The organism is Pseudomonas sp. NPDC088890 (assembly GCF_044900155.1).
GTDB classification, from domain to species: domain Bacteria; phylum Pseudomonadota; class Gammaproteobacteria; order Pseudomonadales; family Pseudomonadaceae; genus Aquipseudomonas; species Aquipseudomonas urmiensis.
Genome location: NZ_JBJDNG010000007.1, coordinates 298,127 through 314,180, shown reverse-complemented (window position 1 = coordinate 314,180; position 16,054 = coordinate 298,127). Strand labels below are relative to the sequence as shown.

Annotated in this window: 14 protein-coding genes; 9 read left to right on the top strand and 5 right to left on the bottom strand. The window is 62.4% G+C overall.

Annotated features, from left to right (window positions below; all coding sequences use genetic code 11):
• Positions 1-34: 34 nt before the first annotated feature.
• The 4 genes from ACI2JX_RS17330 (at position 35) to ACI2JX_RS17315 (ending at position 5,228) form a co-directional block, all read left to right on the top strand.
• A complete protein-coding gene (locus ACI2JX_RS17330) occupies positions 35-1,114 on the top strand; it encodes a 4-oxalomesaconate tautomerase (RefSeq protein ID WP_264232512.1) in 1,080 nt (359 codons plus the stop codon).
• Positions 1,115-1,176: 62 nt separating this feature from the next.
• Positions 1,177-2,490: a C4-dicarboxylate transporter DctA gene (gene dctA, locus ACI2JX_RS17325; protein ID WP_264232514.1), complete on the top strand. Its 1,314-nt coding sequence runs from the start codon at positions 1,177-1,179 to the stop codon at positions 2,488-2,490.
• A 123-nt stretch (positions 2,491-2,613) separates the two neighbouring features.
• Complete coding sequence (locus ACI2JX_RS17320) at positions 2,614-3,918, top strand: CitMHS family transporter (RefSeq protein WP_264232516.1); 1,305 nt, start codon at positions 2,614-2,616, stop codon at positions 3,916-3,918.
• A gap of 56 nt (positions 3,919-3,974) precedes the next feature.
• Positions 3,975-5,228 carry an OprD family porin gene (locus tag ACI2JX_RS17315; protein ID WP_404690589.1) on the top strand — a complete coding sequence of 418 codons (1,254 nt, stop codon included), beginning with the start codon at positions 3,975-3,977 and terminating at the stop codon, positions 5,226-5,228.
• 146 nt (positions 5,229-5,374) lie between these two features.
• On the opposite strand, the gene ACI2JX_RS17310 is transcribed toward ACI2JX_RS17315, so the two are convergent.
• Complete coding sequence (locus ACI2JX_RS17310; RefSeq protein WP_368971957.1) at positions 5,375-5,809, bottom strand: anti-virulence regulator CigR family protein; 435 nt, start codon at positions 5,807-5,809, stop codon at positions 5,375-5,377.
• Between the two features lie 316 nt (positions 5,810-6,125).
• On the opposite strand from ACI2JX_RS17310, the gene ACI2JX_RS17305 reads away from it, so the two are divergent.
• A complete protein-coding gene (locus ACI2JX_RS17305) occupies positions 6,126-8,027 on the top strand; it encodes a potassium transporter Kup (RefSeq protein WP_264232521.1) in 1,902 nt (633 codons plus the stop codon).
• A 28-nt stretch (positions 8,028-8,055) separates the two neighbouring features.
• On the opposite strand, the gene ACI2JX_RS17300 is transcribed toward ACI2JX_RS17305, so the two are convergent.
• From ACI2JX_RS17300 to chrA, 4 genes are all read right to left on the bottom strand, one after another.
• Positions 8,056-8,784 (bottom strand): anti-sigma factor domain-containing protein, encoded by a 729-nt coding sequence (locus tag ACI2JX_RS17300; protein ID WP_264232523.1) that lies wholly within the window; start codon positions 8,782-8,784, stop codon positions 8,056-8,058.
• Positions 8,781-9,320 (bottom strand): sigma-70 family RNA polymerase sigma factor, encoded by a 540-nt coding sequence (locus tag ACI2JX_RS17295; RefSeq protein WP_368971992.1) that lies wholly within the window; start codon positions 9,318-9,320, stop codon positions 8,781-8,783. Before ACI2JX_RS17295 ends, ACI2JX_RS17300 begins: the two co-directional genes overlap by 4 nt.
• A gap of 110 nt (positions 9,321-9,430) precedes the next feature.
• Entirely contained in the window at positions 9,431-9,973 is a 543-nt protein-coding gene (locus ACI2JX_RS17290) for a DUF3455 domain-containing protein (protein ID WP_264232525.1), read from the bottom strand.
• 86 nt (positions 9,974-10,059) lie between these two features.
• Positions 10,060-11,262 carry a chromate efflux transporter gene (gene chrA / locus ACI2JX_RS17285; RefSeq protein WP_404690588.1) on the bottom strand — a complete coding sequence of 401 codons (1,203 nt, stop codon included), beginning with the start codon at positions 11,260-11,262 and terminating at the stop codon, positions 10,060-10,062.
• Positions 11,263-11,502: 240 nt separating this feature from the next.
• Between chrA and ACI2JX_RS17280 the strand changes: the two genes are divergently transcribed.
• From ACI2JX_RS17280 to ACI2JX_RS17265, 4 genes are all read left to right on the top strand, one after another.
• Entirely contained in the window at positions 11,503-11,931 is a 429-nt protein-coding gene (locus ACI2JX_RS17280; RefSeq protein WP_264232528.1) for a DUF2231 domain-containing protein, read from the top strand.
• Entirely contained in the window at positions 11,928-13,220 is a 1,293-nt protein-coding gene (locus tag ACI2JX_RS17275; protein ID WP_404690587.1) for a PQQ-dependent sugar dehydrogenase, read from the top strand. Before ACI2JX_RS17280 ends, ACI2JX_RS17275 begins: the two co-directional genes overlap by 4 nt.
• Positions 13,221-13,401: 181 nt before the next feature.
• Positions 13,402-14,904, top strand: coding sequence for a glycine betaine/L-proline transporter ProP (gene proP / locus ACI2JX_RS17270; RefSeq protein ID WP_186557035.1), 1,503 nt, complete (start codon positions 13,402-13,404; stop codon positions 14,902-14,904).
• An 86-nt stretch (positions 14,905-14,990) separates the two neighbouring features.
• Entirely contained in the window at positions 14,991-15,884 is an 894-nt protein-coding gene (locus ACI2JX_RS17265; protein WP_264232530.1) for a PA4780 family RIO1-like protein kinase, read from the top strand.
• The last annotated feature ends 170 nt before the right edge of the window (positions 15,885-16,054 follow it).

The window sequence follows — 16,054 nt, the reverse complement described above, 5'->3', positions numbered from 1 at the left end:
AATGATGTCCATTGATCAACAAGAGTACGAAATCATGCAACGAATTCCTTGCGTACTCATGCGCGGTGGCACCTCCAAAGGGCCTTTTTTCCATGCATGGGATCTGCCTGCCAACGTGGTCGAGCGCGACGAATTGCTGATCAACCTGATGGGTTCCGGCCATGAGCTGGAAATCGACGGTATCGGTGGTGGTAGCCCGCAAACCAGCAAGGTGGCGATCGTTAGCCCGTCGCTGCATGCCGACGCCGACGTCGACTACCTGTTCGTGCAGGTCATGGTCGCCCAGCGCCGGGTCGATACCGCGCCCAACTGCGGCAACATGTTGTGCGCCGTTGGCCCGTTCGCCATCGAGCAAGGATTGGTCAAGCCGCAGGACGGCAAGACCCTGGTACGCATCCGCAATCTCAACACCGGTACCTTCGTCAACTCGCTGGTGGAAACCCCGGGTGGCATCGTGCGCTACGAAGGCCGTACGGCGATCGACGGTGTACCGGGCACTGCCGCCCCGGTGCACCTGACCTTCCTCGATGCAGTGGGTAGCAAGACCGGCAAACTGTTCCCCACTGGCCAGGCCCAGGATGTGATCGACGGTGTACCGGTGACCTGCATCGACATGGCCATGCCGATGATGATCGTCCATGCCAGCGAATTGGGCATGACCGGGTCAGAGACCCCGGCGCAGCTGGATGCCGATACCCGCCTGCTGCAACGTCTGGAGGCCCTGCGCCTGAAAGCCGGCAAGGCGATGGGATTGGGCGATGTCAGCGGCATGGTGATCCCCAAGCCTGTGCTGGTCTCGGCGCCGCGCTATGACGGCACGCTGCAGGTACGTTACTTCATGCCTCACAACTGCCACCGGGCCTTGGCCATCACCGGTGCTATCGGCTTGGCGACTGCCTGCGTCAGCCCTGGCACGGTGATCATGGACATGCTCGGCGAGCAAGCCCAGCAGTTGCAGGAAGTGCGTCTGGAGCACCCCAGCGGCGGCATTGACGTGGCGCTTTCGCGCAGCGGTGCCGATGGCAAGACGCTTCAGGCATCGGTGGTGAGAACCGCTCGCCGACTGTTTTCAGGCTTCGTCTACGCCCCCACCTTGCGCAGGCTGGCGGGGTAGGCAGGGGCGTAGCACCTCGACAACCAGCGCATCCGCACAATTTCAACAATGGGTGATGCCTCATGAAACTCGCCAAGTCACTGTATTTCCAGATCCTCTGCGCCGTCCTGCTGGGCGTGGTGGTCGGTCACTTCTGGGCGCAACAGGCCGTTGCGCTAAAGCCACTGGGTGATGCCTTCATCAAGCTGATCAAGATGATGATCGCCCCTGTGGTGTTCTGCACCATCGTCACCGGCATCGCCGGGATGACCGACAAGCGCTCGCTGGGGCGGTTGATGAGCAAGACCTTGCTGCTGTTCCTGGTACTGACCGTGGTCAGCCTGGTGATCGGCCTGGGCGCGGTATACCTTTTCCGCCCGGGTGTTGGCATGAACATCGACCCGGCCACCCTCAGCACGGCCGGCCTGGACCAGTATGCCGCGTCTGCGGCGAAGCTCAGCGTGGTCGATTTCTTCATGCACATCATCCCGGATACCTTCATCGGGGCGTTCAACAAGGGTGAAGTCCTGCCGGTGCTGTTCATCGCGGTACTGAGTGGTTTTGCCCTGTCATCGATGGGCGAGAAGGGCAAGCCGGTACTCGATGTACTGGAGTCGGCCTCGACCATGGTGTTTCGCATTTTCGGCTATCTGATGCGCTTCGCCCCGATCGGCGCCTTCGGTGCGCTGGCCTTCACTGTCGGGCAATACGGCGTAACCTCGCTGGGGGCATTGGCCAAGCTGGTCGGTACGCTCTACATCGCCTGCGCGTTTTTCGTGCTGGTGGTGCTCGGGGGTATCTGCCGTGCGCACGGCTTCAGCCTGTGGAAGCTGCTGCGCTATTTTCGCGAGGAGTTTCTGGTAGTGCTCGGCACCTCGTCCACCGAGCCGGTCCTACCGCGCATGCTGGAAAAACTGGAGAAGCTTGGCTGCAAGAAAGGTGTAGTGGGGCTGGTGTTGCCAACGGGTTACTCGTTCAACCTCGACGGTACTGCCATCTACCTGTCGCTGGCGGCGGTGTTCATCGCCCAGGCCTGCAACATCGATCTGACCCTCGGCCAGACGGTGACGATGCTGGCGATCATGCTGTTGTCCTCCAAAGGCGCAGCAGGTGTGACCGGCAGTGGTTTCGTGGCACTGGCCTCGACCCTGACGGTCATTCACGACATACCGTTGGCAGGGCTGGCCTTGCTGATCGGCATCGATCGCTTCATGTCCGAAGCGCGCGCCTTGACCAGCCTGGCCAGCAATGCCGTGGCCACGGTGGTTATTTCACTGTCGGAAAACGCCTGCGAACGGGAAACCTTGCTCAGTCGCTTGAACGGCTCCCCGGTGGCCCCGACCGAGCTGGACACGGCGCAGGCCGACTGGACTGCCGAGCCCCGGCAGCACAGCTGAAAAGCACTTGTATCTCCCATCGTTGACTTAAAATCCCACTCAACATCCCAGCGATGTCGAGTGGGGTAGGGGGCCGTCTGCCTTGCCGATGGCCGCAATAGAATAACAACAAGAGAAAAGACCATGCTCGCACTCCTGGGCCTGATCATGGTGGTGACCTTCACCTACCTGATCATGAGTAAACGCCTTTCACCGATTGTTGCGCTCACCGTGGTGCCGATTGTCTTCGCCCTCATCGGTGGCTTCGCCCCTGAGCTTGGCAAGATGATGCTCGATGGCTTGAAGATGGTGGCGCCCTCGGCAGCCTTGCTGCTGTTCGCCATTTTGTTCTTCGGCCTGATGATCGACGCCGGCCTGTTCGATCCACTGATCCGCAAGATTCTCAAGCGCGTCAACGGCGACCCGATCAAGATCGCCATCGGCACTGCGTTGCTGTCGCTGCTGGTAGCGCTCGATGGCGACGGCACCACCACTTACATGATTACCTGCGCGGCAATGCTGCCGCTGTACAAGCGCATCGGCATGAACCCGATGATCCTGGCCACGGTGTCGATGCTGTCGTTGAGCATCATGAGTGGCATGAGCCCCTGGGGAGGCCCGGCCACTCGAGCCATTGCCGCGCTAGGGCTGGACGCGACCGAATACTTCATTCCAATGCTGCCGACAGTGATCGGCGGAGCTGCCTGGGTGGTGTTCACCGCCTACTTGCTGGGGCGGGCGGAGCGCCGGCGGATCGGCAACATTGCCTTGGAATCCGGTGGCGGCAATTGCTATATCAAGGAAATCCTCGGCGACAACCCGCATAAGCGTCCGCGCCTGGCGTATGTGAACCTGGTGCTGGTAATCGCCGTGATGACCGCCCTGGTGCTGGGTGTCATGCATTCCGCACTGCTGTTCATGATCGGCTTCGTCGCGGCGCTGATGATCAACTATCCACAGCTGGACTTGCAGAAAGAGCGCATCCTGGCCCATTCGGGCAATGCCATGACCGTGGTCCTGCTGGTGTTTGCCGCAGGTATCTTCGCCGGGATCTTCTCCGGCACCAAGATGGTCGACGCCCTGGCGCAGACCCTGGTCGACTGGATTCCCGAAGCATGGAGCCACTGGTTCCCGCTGGTGGTTGCGCTGACCAGCATGCCGCTGACCTTCGTGCTGTCCAACGACGCCTACTACTTCGGCGTGGTACCGATCCTGGCCAACGCGGCGGCTGCCTATGGCATCGACCCGATAGAAATCGCTCGCGCCTCGGTGCTGGGTCAGCCGGTGCACCTGATGAGCCCGTTGGTGGCCTCGACCCTGCTCCTGGTGGGCATGGTCGATCGCGACATCGGTGACTTCCAGAAGGCCACCGTGAAATGGGCGGTGCTGACTTCGTTGGTCATTACCGCACTGGCCTTGCTCACGGGGGCCTTGTCCTTCTTCGTCTGATCTGCAGTGGGCGCGCCAGCGCCCAACTCTCCAAGAACAACAAAAGAGTACCGATCATGTCCCAAGCTGTTTTCCGTGGGGCCACTTGTGGCCTGCTCTGCGGTTGGTTGCCTGTGGCCGGCGCTGCCGGATTTATTGACGACAGCAAGCTCAAAGTGCAGCTGCGCAACGTCTACTTCAACGAAAACTTTCGCGACGAACAAGGCATGAGCGCCCGCGCTGCGGCGAGCGCCAAGAGTGAGCGAGTGGAATGGGCGCAGGGTTTTCTGCTCGACTACCAATCAGGCTTCACTCAAGGCACATTGGGCCTTGGGCTCGATGCCATGGGTCTGCTTGGCGTGCGCCTCGATTCAGGCCGCGGGCGTAGTGGGACCGGCTTGCTGCCAGTTCATGACGATGGCCGGGCAGCAGACGAGTTCGCCAGTGCCGGGCTGACGGCCAAGGCGCGCTTGGGGCAGACCGTGGTCAAGCATGGCACCCTGCTGCCCAAGACGCCGGTGCTGGTCTACAACGATGCGCGGCTTGTGCCGCAGACCTACCAGGGTACGCAACTGACCAGTACCGATGTCGATGGCCTGACCTTGACCGCCGGCTACCTGGATCGCTTCAAGCTGCGCGACTCATCCGATAGCACCGGTTTGTACCTCGATGGCTACGGCGGCAGCGAGTCTGGCGATTTCAGCTTCGCTGGCGCCGACTATGCCGTCAGCAAGCAACTGCGTGTGAGCTACTTTCACGCTCAGCTAGAGCATTTCTACCGCCAGGACTATGCCGGCGTGGTCCACGACCTGTCGTTGGCCGGCGGGGTGTTCACCAGCGACTTGCGCTACTTCAAGAGTCGCGATAGCGGCGCCGCCCATGGCGGCAAGATCGACAATCACATGCTCAGCGGCCAGGTATCGTATACCCACTCCGGGCACACCCTTGGTGCCGGTTACCAGATGCTCGAGGGTGACGCCGGGTTGCCTTACATCAGCGGTGCGACAGTCTACTCGTTCAGCAACGTCGGTATCGGCAAGTTCATCGAAGAGCAAGAGAAGACCTGGATGGCCAGCTACGCCTACAACTTCGCCGCCGCCGGCATTCCGGGCCTGACCTTCATGACGCGTTACCTGAGCGGTGACAATGGCCGTTCAGGCGACGAGGGCCTGGCGGAATGGGAGCGTGACATCGAGTTGGCCTATGTGGTCCAGGCAGGGGTAGCGAAGGGGCTGGGGGTGAAACTGCGCAATTACGTCTATCGCTCGGACTTCTCCCGTGGTCGTGACAGCAACCGCATCTACCTGACTTACGAGATTGCCATCTGGTAGCGCCCAACCCGCAGCGGCTGCGGTTATCTGGCTATGGCCAGAGCATCCGCTGCCGGCCAGCGACCCAAGTTGCGGCATGCTTTGTCGCCGCTTTGCTTGCGCTGCTGTCTCAGAGAGTAGTGCCCCATGCAGCTTCACTGCCTGGCTCAATCCAGCACATTGTGCAGTACTTCATAAATAACGCCGGTGGCGAGGGTGATCAGCAACAGGTCCTTGCCTGCCTGTTGCCATTCATAGCCCTCGTAATGAGGTAGGCGCCCCAGCAGGCGGCTGTCCAGCTTCTTGGCGATACCGGGCGGGAGGGGTTTGCCCCGAGCCAGGTTTTTCTGGATGCCTGGCGGCAAAGCCGCTCCCGGGCTCCAGTAGTCACGATTGTCGCCGAGAATGATCCTGACCCCTGCGACATCGATCGAAGGTCCGCCGTGCCGGTGGCTTGCGCCTGCCGGGTCCTGCTTGCCGTGCTGGCCACCCTTGTCGTGTCCCTTGCCTTTGCCATTGCCAGGGTCAGCAAGCGACACCACTGCTGTGCAGCTCAGCGTAACGGCGAGCACCGCACAGAGCAGCGAGTTGAGCGTGGGCATGACAGTATCTCCTCAAGGCTTGCACGTCAGCGTAGCCGCTGGCGCTGAAACAGCCAACGCGCGGCTTGGGCTGCCACCGCTGGTTATGTTCAGGCCGCTTGGCAGTGGCTACCGGGGCTGGTTTTTTACGGTTTTTTTACGACGAGCACGATTGCCGATCAGCATACTAGCGACACTTTTTGCCCGCAGGCGGGCAGTGTCAACTTGACCTGTTTGAACCCAGGCTGCTGCGACGGTCTGGCTCTAGCAGGTTGTGGGGAGCCGGTGACGCTCATGGATTGACTGTGTTGCCTCCCCCTGTGCAGAGAAGTGATTCGTGAGCCAAGCAGCGACCGCAGCAGATCAGTCCAACCACGGTAGAGCCACAGGTCTCGGCATGCTCGTCGCCGCAGTCGGTGTGGTCTATGGCGATATCGGCACCAGTCCGCTGTACACCCTCAAGGAAGTGTTTTCCGGTCACTATGGCGTACAAGCCAGTCACGATGGCGTACTGGGTATTCTGTCGCTGGTGCTGTGGTCATTGGTCTGGGTGGTCACGATCAAGTACGTGTTATTCATCCTGCGTGCCGACAACCAAGGCGAGGGTGGGATCATGGCCTTGACCGCGCTGGCGCGGCGGGCGGCGGCGCCGTTTCCCCGGCTGAGCAGGGTGCTGGTGCTGCTTGGCTTGTTTGGTGCCGCGCTATTCTACGGCGACAGCATGATCACCCCGGCCATTTCGGTGCTGTCGGCGGTAGAAGGCCTGCAGCTGGCCTTCGATGGCATCGACCATTGGGTGGTACCGCTGGCCGTGATCGTGCTGGTTGGGCTGTTCTTGATCCAGAAACACGGCACGGCGCGCATCGGCATTCTGTTCGGGCCGGTGATGGTGCTGTGGTTCGTGGTCCTGGGTGCCTTGGGCATCCATGGCATTGTCCAGCGCCCGGAAGTGCTGCTGGCGCTCAACCCTGCCTGGGCGGTGCAGTTCTTCGTGGTTCATCCGGGCATGGGCGTGGCCATCCTCGGCGCAGTGGTGCTGGCATTGACCGGGGCCGAAGCGCTGTATGCCGACATGGGCCATTTTGGCCGCAAGCCGATCGCCCGGGCCTGGTTCCTGCTGGTACTGCCGGGGCTGGTGCTCAACTACTTCGGCCAGGGCGCGTTGATCCTCGACAACCCAGAGGCAGTGCGCAACCCGTTCTACCTGCTGGCGCCGAGCTGGGCGCTGCTGCCGATGGTCGCGCTGTCGACCCTGGCGACCATCATCGCCTCGCAGGCGGTGATATCCGGCGCCTTCTCGCTCACCCGCCAGGCGATTCAGCTGGGCTATGTGCCGCGCATGTTCATCCAACACACCTCCAGTCACGAACAGGGGCAGATCTACATCGGCACGGTGAACTGGGCGTTGATGGTCGGCGTGGTGCTGCTGGTGATCGGTTTCGAGTCATCCAGTGCATTGGCGGCGGCCTACGGGGTGGCGGTGACGGGCACCATGTTGATCACCACGCTGCTGTCCGCAGCGGTGGTCTTGCTGTTGTGGAAAACCCCGCGCTGGCTGGCGATCCCCATGCTGCTCGGGTTCCTGCTGGTCGACAGCCTGTATTTTGCCGCCAATGCGCCGAAGATCGTGCAGGGCGGGGCATTCCCGGTGATCGCCGGCTTAGCGCTGTTCGTGCTGATGACCACCTGGAAGCGCGGGCGCAAGATCATCTTCGAGCGGTTGGATGAAGCCGCGCTGGCGCTGCCGCTGTTCATCGCCAGCATTCAGGCGCAGCCACCGCATCGGGTGCAGGGCACTGCGGTGTTTCTCACCGCCAGGACCGATGCAGTACCGCATGCCTTGCTGCATAACCTGCTGCACAACCAGGTGCTGCATGAGCAGGTGGTGTTGCTCACGGTGGTCGCCGAAGACTCGCCGCGGGTCCGCCCCGAGCAGCGCTTGGAAGTCGAGGCCTACGGCGCCGGATTTTTCCGCGTCACCCTGCATTTTGGCTTCATCGAAGAGCCTGATGTGCCGCTGGCCTTGAGCCTGTGCCAGCGTCAGGACCTGGACTTCAGCCCGATGCGTACCACCTATTTTCTCAGTCGCGAGACGGTTATCGCCAGCAAGCGCATGGGCATGGCGCGCTGGCGCGAGCAGTTGTTCGCGTTCTTGCTGAAGAACGCCAACAGCAACCTCAAGTACTTCCAATTGCCGCTCAACCGGGTGATCGAGCTGGGCACTCAGGTGGAGATGTAGACCCAGCGCCAGGCCAATGGAATGGGCATCAGATGACTTTCACCGCGCGCCCGATGAACTGGATTGGCCCGGTAGGTTTGCCCGTCGGCGAGCCCTGTACGCCCTCCAGGGTCAGCTCGAACAGCTGGTTCGCTTCAAGCGGCGGCAGCTTGTCCAACGGCAGCGAGAGGGTTTGCCCAGGCTTGACCAAACCCAGTGACACCGGCGCCTGCCAGTGGTCAGCCTTGGTCCAGAATTGCAGGGCTTTGTCTGCCGGGATGATCGTCTCGCCCAAGGGGATCAACTGCACCTGTTGGCGATCGCTGGCTTGCACCACCCAGCCAGGTGCCTGGCTGTGTGGCGCCACCAGCACCACCAGGTAAGTGGGCGTGGCCGGCGGCGGGTCGCCCAGCAGCAGGGCCAGCGCCATGAGCAGGCTGGCGAGCAGCCCGGCACCCGCCAAGCCACGCCACAAGGGCAGCAGGTTCCACCACGAGTCGGCCTGTTGGCGCGACGTTGACGGGGCGGGTGACTCAAGGGTATCCAGGCTGCGTTCGATGCGCTGGCGCAGCTGTGGGCTGGGCTGTTGGGGCTCGGCCAGGGCAGTCAACTCCAGCAGCCGCTGCTCCCAGGCATCCACCGCCGCACGCAGGGCCGGGTCGTGTTGCAGGCGTGCTTGCACCGCGCGTTGTTGCTCGCCAGGCAACGTGCCCAGGACGTACTCGCCAGCCAGTTGCTGCAGCTCATCAGGGCGCTCGTCGCCGTTCTGGGTGGTCATCCCATGCACTCCCGCAATGCGCTCAAGCCACGCTTTATCCAGGCTTTGACGGTGCCCAGCGGCGCGCCGAGTTTCTGCGCGATCTCGGCGTGCGTGCAGCCATCGACATAGGCATGCAGGATGCAGCTGCGCCGCGACGGCTCTAGCTGATCGAGGCAGTCGAAGATCTTCGCCGAGCGTGCTTGCAGGTCGAAGCCAGGCTGCTGTTCAGAGACGGCTGACACTGGCTCATCCTCCTCGCCGGCAGGCACCAGGCGTGCGCTATCGCGAATGAAGTTCAACGCCAGGTGGCGGGTGATGCTGTAGATCCAGCCGCGTGCCGAACCTCGACTTGGATCGAAACTGCCAGCGCGGGTCCATATCCTGACAAAAGCATCGTGGACCACATCCTCGGCCGTGGCGCTGTCGCGCACGATGCGCCGGGCGACCCCGAGCAAGCGGGCGCTTTCCTGGTCATACAGCTCGCGCAGGGCCTGACGCTGGCCTTGGGCGCAGGCTGCAAGACAGCCTTGGTAATCGAAGCCGGGTTCGGGCAATGACACGGTGAGTTCAGCCCTCGGCAGCAGGTCGATACCCCGGCCACCGGGCTGGGGTTTGTCGAACAGCGTAGACGACTTTCACTGCGCTCACCGAGCCGCTTGGGTCGTTACTTGGCCGCCCAGAAAATGTAGTCGGCCTGGTACTTCACCACCTGTTGCTCACCTTTGTTGGCCGCGCTGCACGGCGTGCTCGGTGGCACGCCGCCTTGGGTGGCCAGGCGCTGGATGTAGCTGACGCCGATCATCGCGCCCTGGCCCTCGGCCGGATTGGCCTTGACCAACTGATAGGGCAGGTCGGCCTTGCTCGCTGGCGCCACGGCCAGCTGCGTGCCGGTGACTTTCGAGCCATCCTTGGCCTGCCAGGTGGCGGGCGGGCCGAAGTAGCTGCCAACGGCTTTGCCGGCGCGGTCATTGAGTACGGCCTTGGGGCCGACGAAGAACCATTCGCTCTGGCCGGGGGCGTTGGCCTTGTCCCGGCATTGGTAGGTGATCTCGCCGACTCCGACAGTTTCCATGACCACTTTGTGGCCATCGGGGACTTTCACCGCGTCGGGCAGGCCGGTCTGGGCGTTGGCACTGTGCAGGGTCAGCGACAGGCCGGCGATGGCCAGTGTGCGGGGGATGAGACTGAGGATGGGTTTGGCATTCATGACGGTTTCTCCGCAGGGGAACGGCTCGGCAGCGAAAGGCTGCTGAAGGGATTACCCGCCAGTGGGTGTTTTGGATGCAGCCGATTTCAAAAAAAGCTCAACAACCAACCGACAGCGCCGCCCGCGATCACCACCAGCCAAGGCGGAAGTTTGCCCAGCATCAGCGCAACCAGGGCCAACAGTGCCAGGGCCAGGTCTTGTGGCGCATGCTGTGCAGTAGCCGTTATCGGTCGCACCAGGGCGGCCAGCAACAGTCCGACCACGGCGGCATTGATGCCCATCAACGCCGCTTGTGCACGCGTGTTACGGCGCAGACGCTCCCACAGCGGCAGCACACCCACGACCAGCAGAAACGAAGGCAGGAAAATCGCCAACAGACAGATCAGCCCGCCCGCCCAGCCGCTAGGGGCGCCATTCATCGAAGCGCCCAGAAACGCCGCGAAGGTGAATAGCGGCCCCGGTACCGCTTGCACGAGTCCGTAGCCTGCCAGGAAGGTATCGCGGCTGACCCAGCCACTGGCTACCACTTCTGCCTCCAGCAACGGCAGTACTACATGGCCGCCGCCAAATACCATCGCGCCTACCCGGTAGAACGCATCAAACTGCGCCAGGGCCTGATTGGCAGACAGCTCGGCGAGGATCGGCAAGCCGATCAGCAGGGCACAAAACAGCGACAGCCACAGCAACGCAGCGCGGTGGCGGATCATGATCGGCAGCGGCTCATGGGGTGTGCCTGGGCTTGGCCTGAACAGCAGCAAGCCGCTGCTGGCAGCGAGGGCAATGACGGTGATCTGGCCGCCCGCTGACGGCAGCAGTAGCGCCGCGCAGGTCGCCACTGCCATGAAGATGATGCGTGGGATGTCCGGGCACAATGCGCGCGCCATGCCCCACACTGCCTGCGCGATGACCGCGATTGCCACCATCTGCAGACCTTGCAGTACGCCTGGCGCAATCGCGTGTGCATACCGGGCAAGGCCCAGGGCGACCAGCACCAGGGCAAGCGCCGAGGGCAGGGTGAAGCCGACCCACGCCGCCAGCGCCCCACGGTAGCCGGCGCGCGACAAGCCCAGGGCGATGCCCACTTGGCTACTGGCCGGGCCCGGCAGGAACTGGCACAGCGCAACCAGGTCGGCATAGCTGCGCTCGCTCAGCCAGTGCCGGCGCATGACGAACTCATCGCGAAAGTAGCCCAGGTGGGCAATCGGCCCACCGAACGAGGTCAGGCCCAGGCGCAGAAAAATCAGCAAGACCGTCCATGGGCGCGTGTGGGTCTCTGGGGTATCGGACATGCTCAGGCTCGACGGTGGGGGCTCGATCACCTTTATCACATTGCCTGCCATCGTGCCCCGGAATTCTCTGAGGGCAGCTTGAGGTGGCGCAACGGCAAGTCTTTCGAAACGTTTCAATTCGCGCACATGCGCTGAACTAACGCTTTGCCAGGGGGATCTTCTTCTATGCTCAGTGATCGCGCGTCTTGCGCAGCGGCGCTGAGCAGGACTTCAAGGATTGTCGAATGAAAAGGAGCCGCCGTGACCGTTACCACTCAACCTGTCTACCGCTGCACGCCAGGTCCGCTACACGCGACCTTGCTGGCCGGTACTGTGCCGCTGTTTCTCGGCGGTTTGCTCAGTGACATCGCCTACTACCAGAGCTACCAGATCCAGTGGAGTAATTTCGCCGCCTGGCTGATCGCTGGCGGCTTGCTGTTCTGCGGGCTGGCGCTGCTGTTCGGGTTGGTCAATCTGATCCGCGCCGAGCACAAAGGCGGGCGTGCGCTGGTGTATTTCCTGGTGCTGCTGGCCACCTGGCTGTTGGGCCTGGTCAATGCCTTCGAGCATGCCAAGGACGCCTGGGCGGTAATGCCCTCGGGCCTGGTGCTGTCGGTGATCGTCAGCGCGCTGGCCTGTAGCGCGACCTGGATCGGCCTGACCAACTTGCGATCGGGAGGTGCGCAATGAACCCTAGATACCCCCTGACTGCCTTGAGCATGGCCCTGCTGCTCAGTGCCTGTGGCGGCGAAGGTGATGCCCAGCAAACCTTCGGCGCCGACCCCAAGTTGCCCGATCCTCAGCGCGGCTTGCTGCCGAGCATGAAAATCGCCCAGCCAACCGCCTGGGGTGAGCAAAAACCGACCGTGCCCCAGGGCTACAGTATCAGCGCCATCGCCACTGACCTGCGGATTCCGCGCCAGACCCTGGTGCTGCCCAACGGGGATATCCTGGTGGCCGAGGGGCGCGGCGGCAGCGCCGCCAAACTCAAGCCCAAGGACGTCATCGCCAGTTCGATCAAGGCCAAGGGCAATACCCAGGTCAAGGGCGGCAACCGCCTGACCTTGCTGCGCGACGCCGACGGCGACGGCAACTATGAGCTCAAGACCGTGTTTGCCGAAAACCTCAACGCCCCCTACGGCCTGGCCTTTGCCGAGGGCAAGCTCTACGTGGCCAACCAGGATGCGCTGGTGCGTTTCGACTACAGCGAAGGCCAGACCCAGGCCAGCGGCCCGCCCAGCAAAGTCACCGATCTGCCGGCCGAGATCAATCACCACTGGACCAAAGCCCTGACCATCAGCCCTGATGGTCGCTACCTGTATGTCGGTATCGGTTCCAACAGCAACATCACCGAGCGTGGCATGGAGGCCGAGATCGACCGGGCGATGGTCTGGCAGATCGACGCCCAGACCGGCGCCCACCGGCCTTATGCGACTGGGCTGCGCAACCCGACCGCGCTGACCATCCAGCCAGGCACCGGGCAGTTGTGGACGGTAGTCAACGAGCGCGACGAGCTGGGCCCTGATCTGGTGCCCGACTACCTGACCTCGGTGAAGGAGGGCGGTTTCTACGGTTGGCCCTATAGCTATTGGGGCCAGAACGTCGACCCGCGCGCGCAGCCGCAAAACCCGGACAAGGTCGCCGCAGCGATCAAACCGGACTACAGCCTTGGCTCGCATGTGGCGGCGCTGGGGGTCGACTTCTCGCTGCCAGCGATGGGGGAGGCGTTCGCTGATGGCGTCTTCGTCGGCGAGCACGGCAGTTGGAACCGGCCCAATCCTGTGGGCTACAAGGTGATCTTCGTGCCGTTCAGCAATGGCCGGCCGGCCGGTGAGCCAGTGGACTTCGCCACCGGCTTCAGGGGTGAAGACGGCAAGACCCGTGGGCGGCCGGTCGGGGTCACGGTCGATCCGCGCGGGGCGTTGATCATTGCCGATGACCTGGCCAACACGGTGTGGCGAGTGACGCGCAATCAGTAGAGGCACTGCCAAGCCGTACCGGAGTCATCGCGGTTTTGCCCCGCGATGACTTCGGTCAATTCACTGAAAAAAGCAGTGAGTGGTGAATTATTTCGTATCCCTTTGTATCTGATGCCTTAGAGCCTGGCCACCAAAACGATGGCAGCCAGGCACAGGACAAGTCAGATACAGAGTGACGGATATGAAATCACGCAAGAAAAGCGTCAAGCCGATTGGCTTGAAAGACATCACCATCGTCGACGACGCCAAGATGCGCAAGGCGATTACCGCCGCTGCGCTAGGCAATGCCATGGAATGGTTCGACTTCGGCGTCTATGGCTTTGTCGCCTATGTGCTGGGCAAGGTGTTCTTCCCTGGCGCCGACCCGGGCGTACAGATGATCGCAGCCCTTGGCACCTTTTCCGTACCGTTCTTGATTCGTCCTTTGGGCGGGCTGTTTTTCGGCGCGCTGGGCGATCGCTATGGGCGCCAGAAAGTCCTCGCCGCCACCATCGTGATCATGTCCCTGAGTACCTTCGCCATTGGCCTGATCCCGTCCTATGCCTCGATCGGCATCTGGGCGCCGATCCTGTTGCTGCTGTGCAAGATGGCCCAGGGCTTCTCGGTTGGCGGCGAATACACCGGGGCGTCGATTTTCGTCGCTGAATACGCCCCGGATCGCAAGCGCGGCTTCCTTGGCAGCTGGCTGGATTTCGGCTCGATCGCAGGCTTTGTGTTTGGTGCTGGGCTGGTGGTGTTCATCTCCGCCATCGTCGGTGAGGAGAAGTTCCTTGAGTGGGGCTGGCGCCTGCCGTTCCTGCTGGCCTTGCCGCTGGGCATCATCGGCCTGTACCTGCGGCACGCCCTGGAAGAAACCCCGGCGTTCCAACAACACGTCGACAAACTCGAACAGGGCGACCGCGAAGGGTTGGCCTCCGGCCCCAAGGTGTCGTTCAAGGAAGTCGCTACCCAGCACTGGCGCAGCCTGTTGACCTGCATTGGCGTGGTGATCGCGACCAACGTCACCTACTACATGCTGCTCACCTACATGCCCAGCTACCTGTCGCACAACCTGCACTACAGCGAAAGCCGCGGGGTACTGATCATCATCGCGATCATGGTCGGCATGCTGTTCGTGCAACCGGTGATCGGCTTGCTCAGCGATAAATTCGGCCGCAGGCCGTTCATCATCTGCGGTAGTGTTGGCTTGTTCATCCTGGCTATCCCGGCGTTCATGATGATCAACAGTGGCGTGCTCGGCGTGATCTTCGCTGGCTTGCTGGTGCTGGCGATCCTGCTCAACTTCTTCATCGGCGTGATGGCCTCGACCCTGCCGGCGATGTTCCCCACCCATATTCGCTACAGCGCGCTGGCCAGTGCCTTCAACATTTCCGTGCTGATCGCTGGCCTCACGCCGACCATCGCCGCCTGGCTGGTGGAAAGCACCAATGACCTGTACATGCCAGCCTACTACCTGATGGTGATTGCCCTGGTCGGCCTGGTAACCGGTGTGACCATGAAGGAAACCGCCAACCAGCCCTTGCGCGGCGCGGCCCCAGCGGCCTCTGACATCGAGGAGGCACGTGAGCTTTTGCAGGAACATCACGACAATATCGAGCAAAAAATCGAAGACATCGACCAGCAGATCGCTGAGCTGGAAGCCAAGCGCAAGCATTTGGTACAACAACATCCGCGTATCGAATAGCGGCGGAGCGAGCAAGTCGGTTCAGGCTATGAGAGGATGGCCGGCAAACCCAGTGTCTGGCAGAACAGGACCCCGAATTAAACCTGATGAAGACTCCAAAACGGATTGAACCGCTGATCGAAGACGGGCTGGTCGACGAAGTACTACGGCCGCTGATGAGTGGTAAGGAAGCAGCGGTCTATGTAGTGCGCTGCGGCACCCAGGTGCGTTGCGCCAAGGTCTACAAGGAAGCCAACAAACGCAGTTTCCGCCAGGCCGCCGAGTACCAGGAAGGACGCAAGGTGCGCAACAGCCGTCAGGCCCGGGCCATGGCCAAGGGGTCCAAGTACGGCCGTAAAGAAGCCGAAGACGCCTGGCAGAACGCCGAGGTGGCGGCCTTGTTCCGTCTCGCTCATGCCGGCGTGCGGGTGCCCAAGCCGTTCGATTTCCAGGACGGCGTGCTGCTGATGGAACTGGTGGTGGACGAGGACGGCAACGCCGCGCCGCGCCTGAACGACGTGCACCTGGAGCCAGAGCAGGCGCGCGAGTACCACGCTTTCGTGATTCGCCAGATCGTGCTGATGCTCTGTGCAGGCTTGGTGCATGGTGACCTTTCTGAGTTTAACGTGCTGCTTGGCCCAGACGGTCCGGTGATCATCGACCTGCCCCAGGCGGTGGATGCTGCGGCCAACAACCATGCCTTCAGCATGCTCGAGCGCGATGTGGCGAACATGAGCGGCTACTTCGGCCGCTTTGCCCCGGAGCTCAAGGCCACCCGTTATGCGCGGGAAATGTGGTCGCTGTTCGAGGCTGGTGAGTTGCTGGCCGATACGCCGTTGACCGGGCAGTTCAAGGACGACGACCACGATGCCGATGTGGGAGGCGTGCTGCGCGAGATCGAAGCGGCGCGTCTCGATGATGCCCGCCGTCGGGCTGCCCGAGAGGAGGCTGAGCGTGGGCCGGTCAAGGCCGAGGAACCGCCACCGCCCTGGATGCAATAACGTCAGTGTCGACCTCTTCGCGGGCAAGCCCGCTCCCACAGGTTCTTGTGCTGGTCTGTAGGGGGTGACCTGTCTGGGGAATCCTCGGCGGGGGTCAGGTCTGGCCTCTTCGCGGGCAAGCCCGCTCCCACAGGTTGTTGTGCTGGTCTGTAGGGGGTGACCTGTCTGGG